12 protein-coding genes and 1 pseudogene are annotated in these 15,166 nt (G+C 61.0%); 7 read left to right on the top strand and 6 right to left on the bottom strand.

From position 1 onward, the window contains the following. Nucleotides 1-152: 152 nt before the first annotated feature. The gene (gbcB, locus tag LIY45_RS03560) at nucleotides 153-1,253 is read left to right on the top strand and encodes a glycine-betaine demethylase subunit GbcB (protein WP_226475359.1); all 1,101 of its coding nucleotides are present in this window, start codon (nucleotides 153-155) and stop codon (nucleotides 1,251-1,253) included. A gap of 106 nt (nucleotides 1,254-1,359) precedes the next feature. Here gbcB and LIY45_RS03555 read toward each other — a convergent pair. The 5 genes and pseudogenes from LIY45_RS03555 to LIY45_RS03535 form a co-directional block, all read right to left on the bottom strand. Continuing rightward, a pseudogene (locus LIY45_RS03555) lies at nucleotides 1,360-1,464 on the bottom strand (transposase); the annotation flags it as partial. 323 nt (nucleotides 1,465-1,787) lie between these two features. After that, nucleotides 1,788-2,321 (bottom strand): transposase, encoded by a 534-nt coding sequence (locus tag LIY45_RS03550; protein ID WP_226475357.1) that lies wholly within the window; start codon nucleotides 2,319-2,321, stop codon nucleotides 1,788-1,790. A gap of 87 nt (nucleotides 2,322-2,408) precedes the next feature. After that, entirely contained in the window at nucleotides 2,409-2,609 is a 201-nt protein-coding gene (locus tag LIY45_RS03545) for a hypothetical protein (RefSeq protein ID WP_226475356.1), read from the bottom strand. A 174-nt stretch (nucleotides 2,610-2,783) separates the two neighbouring features. Next, nucleotides 2,784-3,599 (bottom strand): nitrilase-related carbon-nitrogen hydrolase, encoded by an 816-nt coding sequence (locus tag LIY45_RS03540; protein ID WP_226475354.1) that lies wholly within the window; start codon nucleotides 3,597-3,599, stop codon nucleotides 2,784-2,786. After that, nucleotides 3,596-5,041, bottom strand: coding sequence for a cytosine permease (locus LIY45_RS03535; protein WP_226475353.1), 1,446 nt, complete (start codon nucleotides 5,039-5,041; stop codon nucleotides 3,596-3,598). The genes LIY45_RS03540 and LIY45_RS03535 overlap by 4 nt, the downstream gene beginning before the upstream one ends. Before the next feature lie 264 nt (nucleotides 5,042-5,305). Between LIY45_RS03535 and LIY45_RS03530 the strand changes: the two genes are divergently transcribed. After that, nucleotides 5,306-7,123, top strand: coding sequence for an FAD-dependent oxidoreductase (locus LIY45_RS03530; RefSeq protein ID WP_226475351.1), 1,818 nt, complete (start codon nucleotides 5,306-5,308; stop codon nucleotides 7,121-7,123). Between the two features lie 39 nt (nucleotides 7,124-7,162). Here the strand turns inward: LIY45_RS03530 and LIY45_RS03525 are convergent, their stop codons facing one another. Further along, the gene (locus tag LIY45_RS03525) at nucleotides 7,163-8,203 is read right to left on the bottom strand and encodes a low specificity L-threonine aldolase (protein WP_017476423.1); all 1,041 of its coding nucleotides are present in this window, start codon (nucleotides 8,201-8,203) and stop codon (nucleotides 7,163-7,165) included. A 90-nt stretch (nucleotides 8,204-8,293) separates the two neighbouring features. On the opposite strand from LIY45_RS03525, the gene LIY45_RS03520 reads away from it, so the two are divergent. The 5 genes from LIY45_RS03520 to LIY45_RS03500 all read left to right on the top strand — a co-directional run bounded on the left by LIY45_RS03520 (nucleotide 8,294) and on the right by LIY45_RS03500 (nucleotide 15,151). Next, the gene (locus LIY45_RS03520; RefSeq protein ID WP_226475350.1) at nucleotides 8,294-9,022 is read left to right on the top strand and encodes a TraX family protein; all 729 of its coding nucleotides are present in this window, start codon (nucleotides 8,294-8,296) and stop codon (nucleotides 9,020-9,022) included. Between the two features lie 270 nt (nucleotides 9,023-9,292). After that, complete coding sequence (glyA, locus tag LIY45_RS03515; protein WP_226475349.1) at nucleotides 9,293-10,546, top strand: serine hydroxymethyltransferase; 1,254 nt, start codon at nucleotides 9,293-9,295, stop codon at nucleotides 10,544-10,546. Between the two features lie 22 nt (nucleotides 10,547-10,568). Next, on the top strand, nucleotides 10,569-11,819 hold the full coding sequence (locus LIY45_RS03510; RefSeq protein ID WP_003209185.1) for a sarcosine oxidase subunit beta: 1,251 nt from the start codon (nucleotides 10,569-10,571) through the stop codon (nucleotides 11,817-11,819). A gap of 15 nt (nucleotides 11,820-11,834) precedes the next feature. After that, nucleotides 11,835-12,137 carry a sarcosine oxidase subunit delta gene (locus LIY45_RS03505; RefSeq protein ID WP_003209187.1) on the top strand — a complete coding sequence of 101 codons (303 nt, stop codon included), beginning with the start codon at nucleotides 11,835-11,837 and terminating at the stop codon, nucleotides 12,135-12,137. After that, nucleotides 12,134-15,151, top strand: a complete 3,018-nt coding sequence (locus tag LIY45_RS03500; RefSeq protein ID WP_017476420.1) for a sarcosine oxidase subunit alpha — start codon at nucleotides 12,134-12,136, stop codon at nucleotides 15,149-15,151. The genes LIY45_RS03505 and LIY45_RS03500 overlap by 4 nt, the downstream gene beginning before the upstream one ends. The last annotated feature ends 15 nt before the right edge of the window (nucleotides 15,152-15,166 follow it).

Below are 15,166 nucleotides of genomic sequence, written 5' to 3'. Positions count from 1 at the left end.
GCGACATGGCCCACTCTGTTCCCGACGCGCAACCCCCGTGGTATGGGGGCTGGTCGCGATAAGTATGTGAATGTCGCAGATAGGTAAATGGGTGGTTCTCGCGTTACGCAGAATCGCCACCATAAAGCCGAACTACGGCGGTGGAGAACAGCATGTCCAACAGCTTCCTGAATCCGGTAACCACCCAGACCTGGGCCAATGGTCGGCACATCGTCCGTTGCGTCAAAGTCATCCAGGAAACCTGGGACGTGCGCACCTTCTGCTTTATGGCCGACCAGCCGATCCTGTTCTTTTTCAAGCCCGGGCAGTTCGTCACCCTGGAGCTGGAAATCGACGGCCAGCCGATCATGCGTTCGTACACTATCTCCAGCTCGCCGTCGGTGCCTTACAGCTTCTCGGTGACCATCAAGCGCGTGCCGGGCGGCAAGGTGTCCAACTGGCTGCACGACACGCTGCATGAAGGCCAGGAGTTGGCGGTGCACGGGCCGGTGGGGTTGTTCAATGCCATCGACTTCCCGAGCCCGAAAGTGCTGTACCTCAGTGGTGGTGTCGGTATTACCCCAGTGATGTCCATGGCGCGCTGGTTCTACGACACCAACGCCAACGTCGACATGACGTTTATCCACAGCGCCCGCTCGCCGAAAGACATCATTTACCACCGCGAGCTGGAGCACATGGCGTCGCGGATTGATAACTTCAGCCTGCACCTGATCTGCGAGAAACACGGATTGGGGGAACCCTGGGCCGGTTATCGCGGCTACCTGAACCACAAGATGCTGGAACTGATGGTGCCGGATTTCATGGAGCGGGAAGTCTTCTGCTGCGGCCCGACGCCCTACATGAACGCGGTAAAGCGCCTGCTGGAAGCTGCCGGCTTCGAGATGAGCCGCTACCACGAAGAATCTTTTGGCGCGACACCGCCGGAAGCTCGCGCGGATGCAGTCGAACAAGCCGAGCAGGCAGCGGACGCACCGGAAATCGACCTGGCCGACCTGCACCAGGTGGAATTCATTGCCTCCGGCAAAAGCATCCGTGTGGCACCGGGCGAGACCGTACACGCAGCGGCGGCCAAGCTTGGCCTGCTGATTCCGAAAGCCTGCGGCATGGGGATTTGCGGGACGTGCAAGGTGATGAAACTGGGCGGGGAGGTCGAGATGGACCACAACGGCGGGATCACCGAGGAAGACGAAGCCGAGGGTTACATCCTGTCGTGCTGCAGCGTGCCGAAGGGCGATGTGCGCATCGAGTTCTAATGATCGTTCCCACGCTCCGCGTGGGAATGCCTCCTTGGACGCTCCGCGTCCCGCTGTGTGACGCTGAGCGTCACGGGCTGCATTCCCACGCAGAGCGTGGGAATGATCAGGCCCGGCGCTGAATTTCAATCAGGCCATTCTGTCCCGCATAGTTGCGAGCGCTGGAATACCGCCAGTGCTCGGCCACGTCCACTTAACCCCGCTTCACAGGGACCGATCGTTCCCACGCTCCGCGTGGGAATGCCTCCTTGGACGCTCCGCGTCCCGCTGTGTGACGCGGAGCGTCACGGGCTGCATTCCCACGCAGAGCGTGGGAACGATGAGGCCCGGCGCTGTATCTCAATCAGGCCATCCTGTCCTGCATAGTTGCGAGCGCTGGAATACCGCCAGTGTTCGGCCAAGTCCACGTAACCCCGTTTCACAGGGACCGATCGTTCCCACGCTCCGCGTGGGAATGCCTCTTTGGACGCTCCGCGTCCCGCTGTGTGACGCGGAGCGTCACGGGCTGCATTCCCACGCAGAGCGTGGGAACGATCAGGCCCAGCGCTGAATTTCAATCAGGCCATTCTGTCCCGCATAGTTGCGAGCGCTGGAATACCGCCAGTGTTCGGCCACGTCCACATAACCCCGTTTCACAGGGTTGTGGTGAATGTAATCAAGCTTTTGGCGCATCACCGCTTCGCTGTACACCAACTCGGCGTGTGACCCCTCTTGCCATAGCTGATAAACCCGGTCCGTTTTATGCGCCCGTTTGCTGAAACGTAAACGCTGCAACACTCGCTCCGCTCCTCGTTTCTGCAGGTCGTCAATGATGGTTCGGGCGGTGAAGGATTTGAACTGGCTGACACATTTACCCAGGTCCGGTGCCTGAGCGACAAAGTGCAGATGGTTTTCGAGAACGACGTAGCCGTAGAGATTGAAATGTTCGTGGGTTTGTTGATATCGCCAGCAACTCAATAAGTGGCCGACGAGGTAGTCGCGGGTAAATAGCGGTAGCCATTCCATGACGGTGCAAGTCAGGAAGTGTGGCTTTTCAGGTTCGGTAATGGTGTAGCGGCTTCTGCCCATCAATTCATCCTTGAATCGTGGTGTGGCCTGGACGCGGAGCGTCCGGGAGGCGTTCCCACGCAGAGCGTGGGAACGATCAGTTAGAGGTTATTGGGCGTAGATGTGTACGACGAAGTGCTGGCCTGATGCTGTCAGTTCATAGACTTTGTCAGTGATCCGCAATGTCCTCGTCGGCTCGCTGATGGTGTCACCGATTTTCGCGGTTTTTCTAAACTCGTCCCAGTCGATGACGGTGGTGCTGATAGTGCCTTCGCCTTGCAGGTTGTTGCCGTAGCGTTGTGCTTCCATGGTATTGCCCTCTGCTGGATTTCCGTTTCCGGCCGATTGTTCGGCTGGTGGTTAGTCCCGGAAGGAGGTGTTTTCTTTCCGGGTTCCAAGAGGCTAGTCAAAGAAATTCAGGTTGATTACTGTCAGAAATATCAAAAAACAGTCTCGGCACTCCGCCAGTATCCGTTATCGGGCTCAGTACAGCCCCGGTCGACGGTCCTGATGCACATGGTTGTAGTCGCTGATGGATTTGTCCCGGGCCTCAGCCAGTGGCAGGTCAACCATTAACCGCAGTTCTTTCTGGTGGACGGTACCGCCTGCCAATGGGTAACCGTCGGCACTGACAATCACTGAGCCACCCACCCAGTTGACGCCGCGTTCTTCGCCGTAGCGGTCGCAGGCGGCGATGAACATGCGATTGACCGCCGCGTTGGCTTGTACCCGCACGACTTCTCCCGGCCGTTCACCGCCGGGGCGTGGGCCGTCGGGCCAGTTCACCGGGGCGCACAGCAGGTCGGCGCCAGCGAGTGCCGCCAGACGCACCCATTCGGGCAGTTCCAGGTCATAACAAATCATTACGGCAATCCGGCCCACGACGGTTTCCACCAGGGGCGGCGGTGCGCTGCCGGGGGTGAATATCAGCTTTTCGCGATTCCACAGGTGCGCCTTGCGATACACCGTCAGGCCACCGTCGGGTTCTACCAGCGCCGCGCTGTTGGCCACGCGCCCGGCGGACAGCCGCTCGCAAAAGCCGGCAACGATGATGATGTTCAGCTCGGCGGCCAGGGTTTTCCACTGGCTAAGCGTCGGCCCGTCCAGTGTCTCCGACACCCCATGGGCTTCTTCTCGGTCATTGAACACGTAGCCGCTTTGTATCAGCTCCGGCAGGACTACCACCTGTGCGCCCAGTGCCGCTGCGCCACGAATCGCGTCGGCGCAGAGCGCGCGGTTGTAAGGTACATCGGCGATCCGTGGTGATAGTTGATGACACATCACACGTACAGGATTCATGGCTGAACTCCTTCCAGCACCGCCTCGCTGGCGGCAATAGCACGACGTTCTGCCTCGCGGTCGAGGTTGCGGCTCATCACACAATAGATCACTGCCGAAACCACCAGCCCGATGACGAATGCCACATCCGCGCCACCCAGTGCTGCGGCGGCAGGACCTTCATAGAAACTCAGCGACATGAACGGCACCATCGACACCAGCCCCAGGCAGTAGGCAACCAGGCCTGCGCTGCCCCATTGGCCATAGATACCGGCCGGGTTGAAGATGTCGCTGATGGCGTATTTGCCTTTGCGCACCAGGTAGAAATCCGCAAGGTTCACCGCTGTCCACGGCACCAGGAAGTACAGCATCAGCAACACAAAGGTGTTGAAACTGGCCAGGTAGCTCTCGGGAATGCTCAGGGTGATCATGAAAATCACCGCCGCCACCAGGCTGATACCCATCACCCGGCTCTTGAGGCGCGGCTGGAGCTTCACAAAACCGTCAATCGCACTGATACCGGTCAGCATCGCGCCATAGCAGTTGACCGCCATGATGCCGATCAGCGCGGGCACGGCGATCAGCACGGTGAAGGTGCCGAACCCCGGAATCACTTGGTTGCCCACGGCGCGCACGCTGCCGATGGCGTCGGGCGAGGGCAGGGCGGAAGCCAGGAATGCACCCAGGGACATCAGCCACAACGCCGAGCCGGCGGCGCCCAGGTAGGTCCAGAAAATCACACTGCGCGATGACGTTTTGTGCGGCAGGTAGCGCGAGTAGTCGGATACGTACACGGCGTAGCTGATCTGATAACCGGCAGCGGCAGAGAGCTGAATCAGGAATGCCGACCAGGAGAAGTGCGCGTTGGCCACCGCTGCATCGGCGGTCAGGCTCATGAGGGCTGCCACGGTCAGTACCGCAAACACGCTGATCATCACGTAGGTCAGCCAGCGTTGCACGGTGTGCAGCAGGTCATGGCCGATCACCGCAATCACCACCGCCAGGATGATCATCAGCGCGTACCACGGCGCACGGCTGCCCGGCAGTACGGTATTGATGGCGTCGGTAGCAAGGATCACGTTGAACACGTTGAACCCGATGTACACGAAGATCACGGCGATAAACGGCACGATTGCCCCGCGCAAACCGAACTGCGCCCGGGACTGGATCATTTGCGGCAAGCCCATGCGCGGGCCCTGGTTGGCGTGGAAGGCCATGGCAAAGGTGCCCAGGCAGACACCGATCACAATCGCCAGGATCGAATACACCATGCTCAGGCCCAGGGCTGCGCCGGTGAAACCGGTGACCATGGTGGTGAGCACAAAGTTGCCGGTGAACCAGAAGGGGCCTTGATGCCAGACCTTGCCGTGGCGTTCACTGCGCGGGACGTAATCGATGGAGCGGGTTTCGATTTTCAGGCCGGGGGTGACGGGCGGAGCCGTTTTTTCGGAAAGCGCGTTCATAGGTTCACGGTCTGTTTTTATAGTGTTTGAGTGCCGGAGCATCTGGTAAGTGGAGGGCATATTGAATCGGGATAGATAAATAATTACTTCAGACTTTCCTTAAGTAATGCCTGTTCGTCAGTTGCCATGGAACTCAATCAGATTTATTTCGAAGCGGTATAACCAGGCGTTGCCCGGTCTTCTACGCTGACCACACGTCCCGTCGTTGTCACCTTTAGCCTTGTAGTCAGGGGTGGACATTCCCTCATTGCAAGGAAGCCCGCCATGTCTGCCATCCCCTCGCGTACCCGCAATGTTCAGCGCTTGCTGGCCAATGACGTCACGGCGCTGATTCCGGATTTTCCTTTTCACTATGGCCGCTACCTGTCCCAGGCTGCCGCCAACAGCAAGCCGCTGGGCCAGATTGCCACGCGGCATCATGGGACCCGGGTGTTGATCGTCGGTGCCGGCGCGGCCGGGCTGGTGGCTGCCTATGAGGCGCTGCGCATGGGGTTGCATCCTGTGCTGGTCGAGGCTTCGGACCGGATCGGCGGGCGCTTGTATTCGCGGGTCATGGGCGACCCACAGGACCCTGCCAACAGTGTGATTTGCGAGTTGGGCGCCATGCGTTTTCCCAAGTCGGGCAAGGCGCTGCTGCATTACTTCGACAAGGTCGGCATGACCCTCAATTCAGCAGACTTCCCCAATCCCGGCTCAGCCGCAACGGCCAGCACCGTGGTCGACTATCAAAACCTCCAGACCTACTACGAAGGCAGCGACTTGCCGCCGAACTACGCAGAAATCGAGCGCCTGTTCTTTGAAGTGTTCCTTGAGACTGACCCCATCCATTTCAGCGAGATGGAGACGGCCATGTCTGAAGGCTCACTGGACCAGGCCAAGATCAAGCGGCTGTGGAATTCGATCCTTGCCGACGGTTGGGACAACCTGAGTTTCTTCGAGGCCATGGTCGAGAAGGCCGGCTGGAGTCGTGCGGATATCGACCTGTTTGGCCAGATCGGTTTTGGCACTGGAGGTTGGAATACCGACTATCCAAACTGCTTCCTCGAGGTCTTGCGGGTGCTCTACACCGGGCTGGATACCAACCATTTGTTGATGTATGACGGCTCCAGTGAGTTGCCCCAGCGCTTGTGGAACCGTTCGCCGGGGGATTTGGGCGACGTGGTGGTCGGCTGGAGCGACGATATTACGGTGCAAGCGCTCACCCGTCAGGTGATCCCGCAGCCGTTCAACCAGGAAGTCCGCCAGATCTGTCGGCGCGCGGACGGCACCTTCGATGTGCATATCCATGACCGCAATCTGGGGGCGGATGCCCGCTACAACTTTCCTGCAGTGATCTACACGCCTCACGTGCGGATTCTCGACAAGTTTCGCTATATGGACGGCAAGGACCGGTTCACGCAGATGGACAGCTTGTTGCCGCAACCCACTTGGGAAGCGGTGATGGGCACGCATTACATGCAGTCGACCAAAGTGTTCGCAGCGACCCAGCGCCCGTTCTGGACCGAGCGTGGCGCCGACGATCACTACAGGATGAGTGTGACCTTGTCGGACCGTCTGACCCGGGGCACCTATCTGCTGGACTATTCCGCCAGCCAGGGACCGCACAAAGGCAGTGGCCTGTTCCTCTCCTACACCTGGAACGACGACAGCCTGAAGTTTCTCGGTGATCGTATGGCACCACTGCCGACCCACGTTGAGCTATGCACGACGCTGCTGGACACGGTGTATGCCGACTCGCAGCTGAACCTTGCGGCCGAGTTTGGCTGGGTGGACCCGTTTGTCGAGATCAACTGGGAGAACGAGCCGTTCTTTCTGTGCGCGTTCAAGATGAACCTGCCGGGGCAGTACGAGTATCAGCGCCGGTTGTTTTCACAGTTCATGAACGGTATTCGGGACAGTAACCCGGACGGGTTTATCCTGGCGGGAGATGATGTTTCCTGGACCGGCGGCTGGGCGGAGGGCGCGGTGACCACCGCATTGAACGCGGTCAACAAGTTGGCCGTGAAATTCGGCGGCGGTACCTTTATCGAAAACCTTGGTCCGGTGGACGCGTGGGAGGTGCTCAAGCCGGTAGAGCTATAACCCCGGAGGGCGCGGCGGGTATGGCCGCGCCCAGGATGTTCAGCCCTGCATCACTTCCCGAATATCAGCGGCTAATTCTCTTACGCGCTCTTCCTCGGTATCCCACGCACACATGAACCGCGCGCCACCTTTGCCGATGAAGGTGTAGAAGCGCCAGCCCTTGGCCGTCAGCGCAGCAATCGCCGGTTCCGACAGTTGCAGGAACACGCCGTTGGCCTGTACCGGGAACATCAACTCCACACCCGGAATATCCGCCACCAGGCTGCTGAGCAACTGCGCGCAGTGGTTGGCGTGGCGGGCGTGTTTGAGCCACGCGTCGTTTTCCAGCAGGCCCACCCACGGGGCGGAGAGGAAGCGCATCTTTGATGCAAGCTGCCCGGCCTGTTTGCAGCGGTAGTCGAAGTCTTCGGCCAGCTTGTGGTTGAAGAACAGGATCGCCTCACCCACGGCCATGCCGTTCTTGGTGCCGCCAAAGCACAGCACGTCGACGCCGGCTTTCCAGGTCAGGTCGGCCGGCGAGCAGCCGAGGAATGCGCAGGCGTTGGAGAAGCGAGCGCCGTCCATGTGCAGGTTCAGCCCCAGTTCCTTGCAGGTGACGCTGATGGCGCGGATCTCTTCCGGGGTGTAGACGCTGCCGACTTCGGTGGCCTGGGTCAGGGTCACGACGCGGGGTTTCGGGTAGTGGATGTCCTGACGCTTGAGGGCGATCTCGCGGATCGACTCCGGGGTCAGCTTGCCGTTTTCGGTGCGGGCGGTGAGCAGCTTGGAACCGTTGGAGAAAAACTCCGGCGCGCCGCATTCGTCGGTTTCGACGTGGGCGGTTTCCGAGCAAATCACGCTATGGTAGCTCTGGCACAAGGAGGACAGCGCCAGGGAGTTGGCCGCGGTGCCGTTGAAGGCGAAGAACACTTCGCAGTCGGTTTCGAACAGTTTGCGGAAACCGTCGGCGGCGCGGTGGGTCCATTCATCATCGCCATAGGCGCGTTGATGGCCCTGGTTGGCGAGTTCCATGGCGGCCCAGGCTTCCGGGCAGATGCCGGAATAGTTGTCGCTGGCGAATTGTTGGCTCTTGTCGGTCATGGCCCAGTCCTGTGGTCGATGTTGGTGCGCACTTTACCCAAGATTGTCGGGCGGGCGCACGCACTGTTAATGCAAAGTCATTGGGGAATTATGCACGGTTCTGAACACCTTCCTGTAAGCCACGTCCGCGATGGCGCCCTGGACCTGCTCAAGTGGCTGGCGCTGCTGAGTATGGTGCTGGACCACCTGCGTTACGTCGGTTTGAGCCTGGACGGGCTGTATGTGCCGGGACGCCTGGCGTTCCCGTGGTTTTGCCTGGCGATTGCGGCGAATCTGCATCGGGTCAAGGACGCGCCGGTGACGGGGCAGTGGCGCTATCTGGGCTGGTTGCTGCTGTTCAGTGTGATCAGTGAGGTGCCGTATCGGATGTTCATTGACGACGCGGATACGCTCAACGTGCTGCCGACCCTGGCACTGGGCTTGCTGGTTGCCCGGGGATGGCAGCAGAAGGCAGTAATTGATCGAGGATTGGCGTTGATCGCGCTGGTTTTGGCGGGGTTTTTCTCGGCTCAGCTGATGTTCGGTTTCTTTGGCGTACTGCTGCCGCTGGCGATGCTGCTGGTGTTTCGCCGGCCGTGGTATTTCAGCGTGCTGCCGGGTGTGGTGTGCCTGGCCGCCAACCAATGGCAGATCCTGCTCGACAGCGGCACGCTGGTGGCGATGCTGGGATTGGCGACATGCCTGATTGCGCCGCTGGCCGGATGGGTCTTGTTGCGACAGGCCGGGCAAATGTCGCCGCCGGCCATGCGGCGCTGGGCGTATGCGCTTTATCCTGCGCATTTCTTGCTGCTGCTATTCCTTCGAACGATCATCGCCTAACCCTTGTGGGAGCTGGCTTGCCTGCGATGCAGACGCCTCGGTGTACCCGTTGCACCGAGGGGATGCTATCGCAGGCAAGCCAGCTCCCACACAAGCCCGCTCCCACATTTGTTCTGTGTTGTTCCGGCCATGTCGTAAACGCACCTTTGCGTGGCGTCCATAGGCATTTGACCTCTCTGCGCCAGCCCTACCATCGCATCAAAGGGCCCCTCCGTCGTGCGGCGGCCCCAACAATACGATTGGCGCACCGCCGCCGCTGGGAGAGACGCGATGTTCAGCAAGCAAGACCAGATCCAGGGTTATGACGATGCACTGCTGGCGGCCATGAATGCCGAGGAGCAGCGCCAGGAAGATCATATCGAGCTGATCGCGTCAGAGAACTACACCAGCAAGCGTGTCATGGAAGCCCAGGGCAGCGGCCTCACCAACAAGTACGCCGAAGGTTATCCAGGCAAGCGCTACTACGGTGGCTGCGAGCATGTAGACAAGGTCGAAGCGCTCGCCATCGAACGCGCCAAGCAGCTGTTCGGCGCCGATTACGCCAACGTGCAGCCGCACTCCGGTTCGTCGGCCAACAGCGCGGTGTACCTGGCGCTGCTGAACGCCGGTGACACCATCCTCGGCATGAGCCTGGCCCACGGCGGCCACCTGACCCACGGTGCCAAGGTGTCGTCCTCGGGCAAGCTGTACAACGCGGTGCAATACGGCATCGACACCGCCACTGGCCTGATCGACTACGACGAAGTCGAACGCCTGGCCGTGGAGCACAAGCCGAAGATGGTCGTGGCCGGTTTCTCCGCCTACTCCAAGACCCTGGATTTCCCGCGCTTCCGCCAGATCGCCGACAAGGTCGGTGCGCTGCTGTTCGTCGACATGGCCCACGTCGCCGGCCTGGTGGCCGCCGGTCTGTACCCGAACCCGCTGCCCTACGCCGATGTGGTCACCACCACCACCCACAAGACCCTGCGCGGTCCACGTGGCGGGTTGATCCTGGCGAAGTCCAACGAAGAAATTGAAAAGAAACTCAACTCTGCGGTATTCCCGGGCGCCCAGGGTGGCCCGCTGATGCACGTGATCGCCGGTAAGGCGGTGTGCTTCAAGGAAGCTCAGGAGCCGGGTTTCAAGGCCTATCAACAGCAAGTGATCGACAATGCCCAGGCCATGGCCGGCGTGTTTATCAAACGCGGCTACGATGTAGTGTCCGGCGGCACTGATAACCACTTGTTCCTGGTCAGCCTGATCCGTCAGGGCCTCACCGGCAAAGACGCGGACGCAGCCCTCGGTCGCGCCCACATCACCGTCAACAAGAACGCCGTGCCTAACGACCCGCAGTCGCCCTTCGTGACCTCGGGCCTGCGCATCGGCACGCCGGCGGTGACCACACGTGGCTTCAAAGTGACCCAATGCCTGGAACTGGCCGGCTGGATCTGCGACATCCTCGACAACCTCGGCGACGCCGATGTGGAGGCCAACGTCGCCAAGCATGTGGCCGCCCTGTGCGCTGATTTCCCGGTTTATCGCTGAGCGCGGTTTTGGAGTAATGACTATGCAACGCTACTCGGGCTTCGGCCTCTTCAAGCACTCACTCAGCCACCACGAAAACTGGCAGAAAATGTGGCGCACGCCCACCCCTAAAAAGGTCTACGACGTGGTCATCGTCGGCGGCGGCGGGCATGGTCTGGCGACGGCTTACTACCTGGCCAAAGAGCACGGCATCACTAACGTGGCCGTGGTCGAGAAAGGCTGGCTGGGCGGCGGTAACACCGCGCGCAACACCACCATCGTGCGTTCCAACTACCTGTGGGACGAGTCGGCGCACCTGTACGAACACGCGATGAAACTCTGGGAAGGTCTGTCCCAGGATTTGAACTACAACGTGATGTTCTCCCAGCGTGGCGTCTACAACCTGTGCCACACCCTGCAGGACATCCGTGATTCCGAGCGTCGCGTCAGTGCCAACCGCCTCAACGGAGTGGACGGCGAACTGCTCAACGCCAAACAAGTGGCCGACGAGATCCCTTACCTCGACTGCTCGAAAAACACCCGCTACCCGGTGATGGGCGCCACCGTGCAACGTCGCGGCGGCGTGGCCCGTCACGATGCCGTGGCCTGGGGCTTTGCCCGCGCCGCTGACGCACTGGGCGTGGACCTGATCCAGCAGACCGAAGTGATCGGTTTTCGCAAGGAAAACGGTGTGTGCATCGGCGTGGAAACCAACAAGGGTTTCATCGGCGCCAAGCGCGTCGGCGTAGTGACCGCCGGTAACTCCGGCCATATGGCCTCCCTGGCGGGCTTCCGCCTGCCGATCGAATCCCACCCGCTGCAAGCGTTGGTGTCAGAGCCGATCAAACCCATCATCGACAGCGTGATCATGTCCAACGCCGTGCACGGCTACATCAGCCAGTCGGACAAGGGCGACCTGGTGATCGGCGCCGGCATCGACGGCTACAACGGCTATGGCCAGCGTGGTTCGTACCCGGTGATCGAACACACCATCCAGGCCATCGTCGAGATGTTCCCGGTGCTGTCCCGCGTGCGCATGAACCGTCAGTGGGGCGGCATCGTCGACACCACACCGGACGCGTGCCCGATCATCTCCAAAACGCCGGTCCCGAACATGTTCTTCAACTGCGGTTGGGGCACCGGTGGCTTCAAGGCCACGCCAGGCTCAGGCAACGTGTTTGCTGCGAGCCTCGCCAAGGGTGAAATGCACCCATTGGCAGCTCCATTCTCCATCGACCGTTTCCACAACGGTGCGCTGATCGACGAACACGGCGCTGCGGCCGTCGCCCACTAACAGGAGAAATTCCCTATGTTGCATATCTTCTGTCCTCACTGTGGCGAACTGCGCTCCGAAGAGGAATTCCACGCGTCCGGCCAAGCGCACATCCCGCGCCCACTGGACCCGAACACCTGCACCGACGAGGAGTGGGGCGACTACATGTTCTTCCGCGACAACCCGCGCGGCCTGCATCACGAACTGTGGATTCACGCCGCCGGCTGCCGCCAGTATTTCAACGCGACCCGCGACACCGTGACCTACGAAATTCTTGAAACCTACAAGATTGGCACCAAGCCGCAATTCACCGCCAAGGCTTCTGGAGAGAAGGTATGAGCCAGATCAATCGCCTGTCCAACGGTGGCCGCATCGACCGTAACAAAGCCCTGAGCTTCACCTTCAATGGCCAGAGCTACAAAGGCTTTGAAGGCGACACCCTGGCCGCTGCACTGCTGGCCAACGGCGTCGACATCATCGGTCGCAGCTTCAAGTATTCCCGTCCGCGCGGCATCTTTGCCGCCGGTGCCGAAGAGCCGAACGCGGTGCTGCAGATCGGCGCCACCGAAGCCACGCAAATCCCCAACGTGCGCGCCACGCAACAGGCGCTGTACCAGGGTTTGGTCGCCACCAGCACCAACGGCTGGCCGAGCGTGAACAACGACATGATGGGCATTCTCGGTAAGGTCGGCGGCAAGCTGATGCCGCCGGGTTTCTACTACAAAACCTTCATGTACCCGCAATCGTTCTGGATGACTTACGAGAAGTACATCCGTAAGGCTGCAGGTTTAGGCCGCTCGCCGACCGAGAACGATCCGGACACCTACGACTACATGAACCGTCATTGCGACGTGCTGATTGTAGGCGCGGGCCCTGCCGGCCTGGCGGCTGCCTTGGCGGCTGCCCGCAGTGGCGCCCGGGTGATCATCGCGGACGAGCAGGAAGAGTTCGGCGGCTCCTTGCTGGATTCCCGCGAAAGCCTCGATGGCAAGCCGGCGGCTGAATGGGTTGCCAGTGTTATTGCGGAACTGAAATCCCTGCCGGACGTGGTGCTGCTGCCTCGCGCCACCGTCAACGGTTACCACGACCATAACTTCCTGACCATTCACGAGCGCCTTACCGACCACCTCGGTGACCGTGCGCCGATCGGCCAGGTGCGTCAGCGTATCCACCGTGTTCGCGCCAAGCGCGTCGTATTGGCCACCGGTGCTTGCGAGCGTCCACTGGTGTACGGCAACAACGACGTGCCGGGCAACATGCTGGCGGGTGCGGTCTCGACTTATGTGCGCCGCTACGGCGTGGCGCCGGGCAAGAAGCTGGTGCTGTCGACCAACAACGATCACGCCTACCGCGTGGCGCTGGACTGGTTTGACGCCGGTCTTTCCGTAGTCGCTGTGGCGGATGCGCGTCATAACCCACGCGGCGCACTGGTTGAAGAAGCTCGCGCCAAAGGCATTCGCATCCTCACCGGCAGCGCCGTGATCGAAGCCCGTGGCAGCAAGCACGTGACTGGCGCCCGCGTTGCGGCCATTGATGTGAAAGCCCACAAAGTCACCAGCCCCGGCGAATGGCTGGACTGCGACCTGGTCGCCAGTTCCGGCGGCTACAGCCCGGTGGTTCACCTGGCCTCGCACCTGGGCGGCAAGCCGACCTGGCGTGAAGACATCCTCGGTTTTGTGCCGGGCGAAGCACCGCAGAAACGCGTGTGCGTCGGTGGGATCAATGGCGTCTATGGCCTCGGCGATTCCCTGGCTGACGGTTTTGAAGGTGGCGTGCGCGCGGCCAGCGAAGCCGGGTTTGCGCCGGTGGAAGGTACGCTGCCAAAAGCCTTGAGCCGTCTGGAAGAGCCGACCCTGGCGCTGTTCCAGGTGCCACACGAGAAAGCTACCGCACGGGCGCCGAAGCAATTTGTCGATCTGCAAAACGACGTCACCGCCGCCGCCATCGAACTCGCCACCCGCGAAGGTTTCGAGTCGGTGGAGCACGTCAAACGCTACACCGCACTGGGCTTCGGCACCGACCAGGGCAAGCTCGGCAACGTCAACGGCCTGGCCATCGCGGCCCGTTCGCTGAACGTGACCATCCCGCAGATGGGCACCACCATGTTCCGTCCCAACTACACGCCGGTGACCTTCGGCGCGGTAGCGGGCCGCCACTGTGGGCACATCTTCGAGCCGGTGCGCTACACCGCGCTGCAAGCCTGGCACGTGAAAAACGGCGCCGAGTTTGAAGACGTCGGCCAGTGGAAACGCCCATGGTACTTCCCGCGCAACGGTGAAGACCTGCACGCCGCCGTGAAACGCGAATGCCTGGCGGTGCGCGACAGCGTCGGCCTGCTGGATGCGTCCACCCTCGGCAAGATCGACATTCAGGGCCCGGATGCCCGCGAGTTCCTCAACCGCATCTACAGCAACGCCTGGACCAAGCTCGACGTGGGCAAGGCCCGCTACGGCCTGATGTGCAAGGAAGACGGCATGGTCTTCGACGACGGCGTCACCGCCTGTCTCGCCGACAACCACTTCCTGATGACCACCACCACCGGCGGCGCGGCGCGCGTACTCCAGTGGCTGGAAATCTACCAACAGACTGAGTGGCCAGACCTCAAGGTGTACTTCACCTCGGTCACCGACCACTGGGCAACCATGACCTTGTCCGGCCCCAACAGCCGCAAGCTGTTGAGCGAAGTCACCGACATCGACCTGGACAAGGACGGTTTCCCGTTCATGACCTGGAAAGAAGGCCTGGTAGGCGGCGTGCCGGCGCGGGTGTTCCGGATTTCGTTTACTGGTGAGCTGTCGTACGAAGTCAACGTGCAGGCCGACTACGCCATGGGCGTGCTCGAGAAAATCGTCGAGGCCGGCAAGAAGTACAACCTGACGCCTTACGGCACCGAGACCATGCACGTGCTGCGGGCCGAGAAGGGTTTCATCATCGTTGGCCAGGATACCGACGGCTCGATGACCCCGGACGACCTGAACATGGGCTGGTGTGTAGGCCGCACCAAACCGTTCTCGTGGATCGGCTGGCGCGGGATGAATCGCGAAGACTGCGTGCGTGAAGACCGCAAGCAACTGGTGGGCTTGAAGCCGATTGACCCGAACGTGTGGCTGCCGGAAGGCGCGCAGTTGGTGTTCGACGCCAAGCAGACGATCCCGATGAAGATGGTCGGCCACGTCACCTCCAGTTATGCCCACAACTCCCTTGGCTATTCGTTTGCCATGGGCGTGGTGAAGGGCGGCTTGAAGCGCATCGGCGAGCGGGTGTTTGCCCCGTTGGCGGATGGCAGCGTGATCGAGGCGGAGATTGTTTCTTCGGTGTTCTTTGATCCGAAAGGCGATCGCCAGAACATCTGACACCTGATCGTTCCC

It is taken from the genome of Pseudomonas sp. MWU16-30323, from assembly GCF_020515595.1.
GTDB classification, from domain to species: domain Bacteria; phylum Pseudomonadota; class Gammaproteobacteria; order Pseudomonadales; family Pseudomonadaceae; genus Aquipseudomonas; species Aquipseudomonas yamanorum.
This window is presented reverse-complemented; position numbering and strand designations above follow the sequence as displayed.

Excerpts from the sequence above, each read along its gene's own strand:
- LIY45_RS03530 (WP_226475351.1), top strand. The coding sequence starts at position 5,306 with ATGTCTGCCATCCCCTCGCGTACCCGCAATGTTCAGCGCTTGCTGGCC.
- LIY45_RS03540 (WP_226475354.1), bottom strand. The coding sequence starts at position 3,599 with ATGAATCCTGTACGTGTGATGTGTCATCAACTATCACCACGGATCGCC.
- LIY45_RS03545 (WP_226475356.1), bottom strand. The coding sequence starts at position 2,609 with ATGGAAGCACAACGCTACGGCAACAACCTGCAAGGCGAAGGCACTATC.
- LIY45_RS03520 (WP_226475350.1), top strand. The coding sequence starts at position 8,294 with ATGCACGGTTCTGAACACCTTCCTGTAAGCCACGTCCGCGATGGCGCC.
- LIY45_RS03550 (WP_226475357.1), bottom strand. The coding sequence starts at position 2,321 with ATGGGCAGAAGCCGCTACACCATTACCGAACCTGAAAAGCCACACTTC.
- LIY45_RS03525 (WP_017476423.1), bottom strand. The coding sequence starts at position 8,203 with ATGACCGACAAGAGCCAACAATTCGCCAGCGACAACTATTCCGGCATC.
- gbcB (WP_226475359.1), top strand. The coding sequence starts at position 153 with ATGTCCAACAGCTTCCTGAATCCGGTAACCACCCAGACCTGGGCCAAT.
- LIY45_RS03510 (WP_003209185.1), top strand. The coding sequence starts at position 10,569 with ATGCAACGCTACTCGGGCTTCGGCCTCTTCAAGCACTCACTCAGCCAC.
- LIY45_RS03500 (WP_017476420.1), top strand. The coding sequence starts at position 12,134 with ATGAGCCAGATCAATCGCCTGTCCAACGGTGGCCGCATCGACCGTAAC.
- LIY45_RS03535 (WP_226475353.1), bottom strand. The coding sequence starts at position 5,041 with ATGAACGCGCTTTCCGAAAAAACGGCTCCGCCCGTCACCCCCGGCCTG.
- glyA (WP_226475349.1), top strand. The coding sequence starts at position 9,293 with ATGTTCAGCAAGCAAGACCAGATCCAGGGTTATGACGATGCACTGCTG.
- LIY45_RS03505 (WP_003209187.1), top strand. The coding sequence starts at position 11,835 with ATGTTGCATATCTTCTGTCCTCACTGTGGCGAACTGCGCTCCGAAGAG.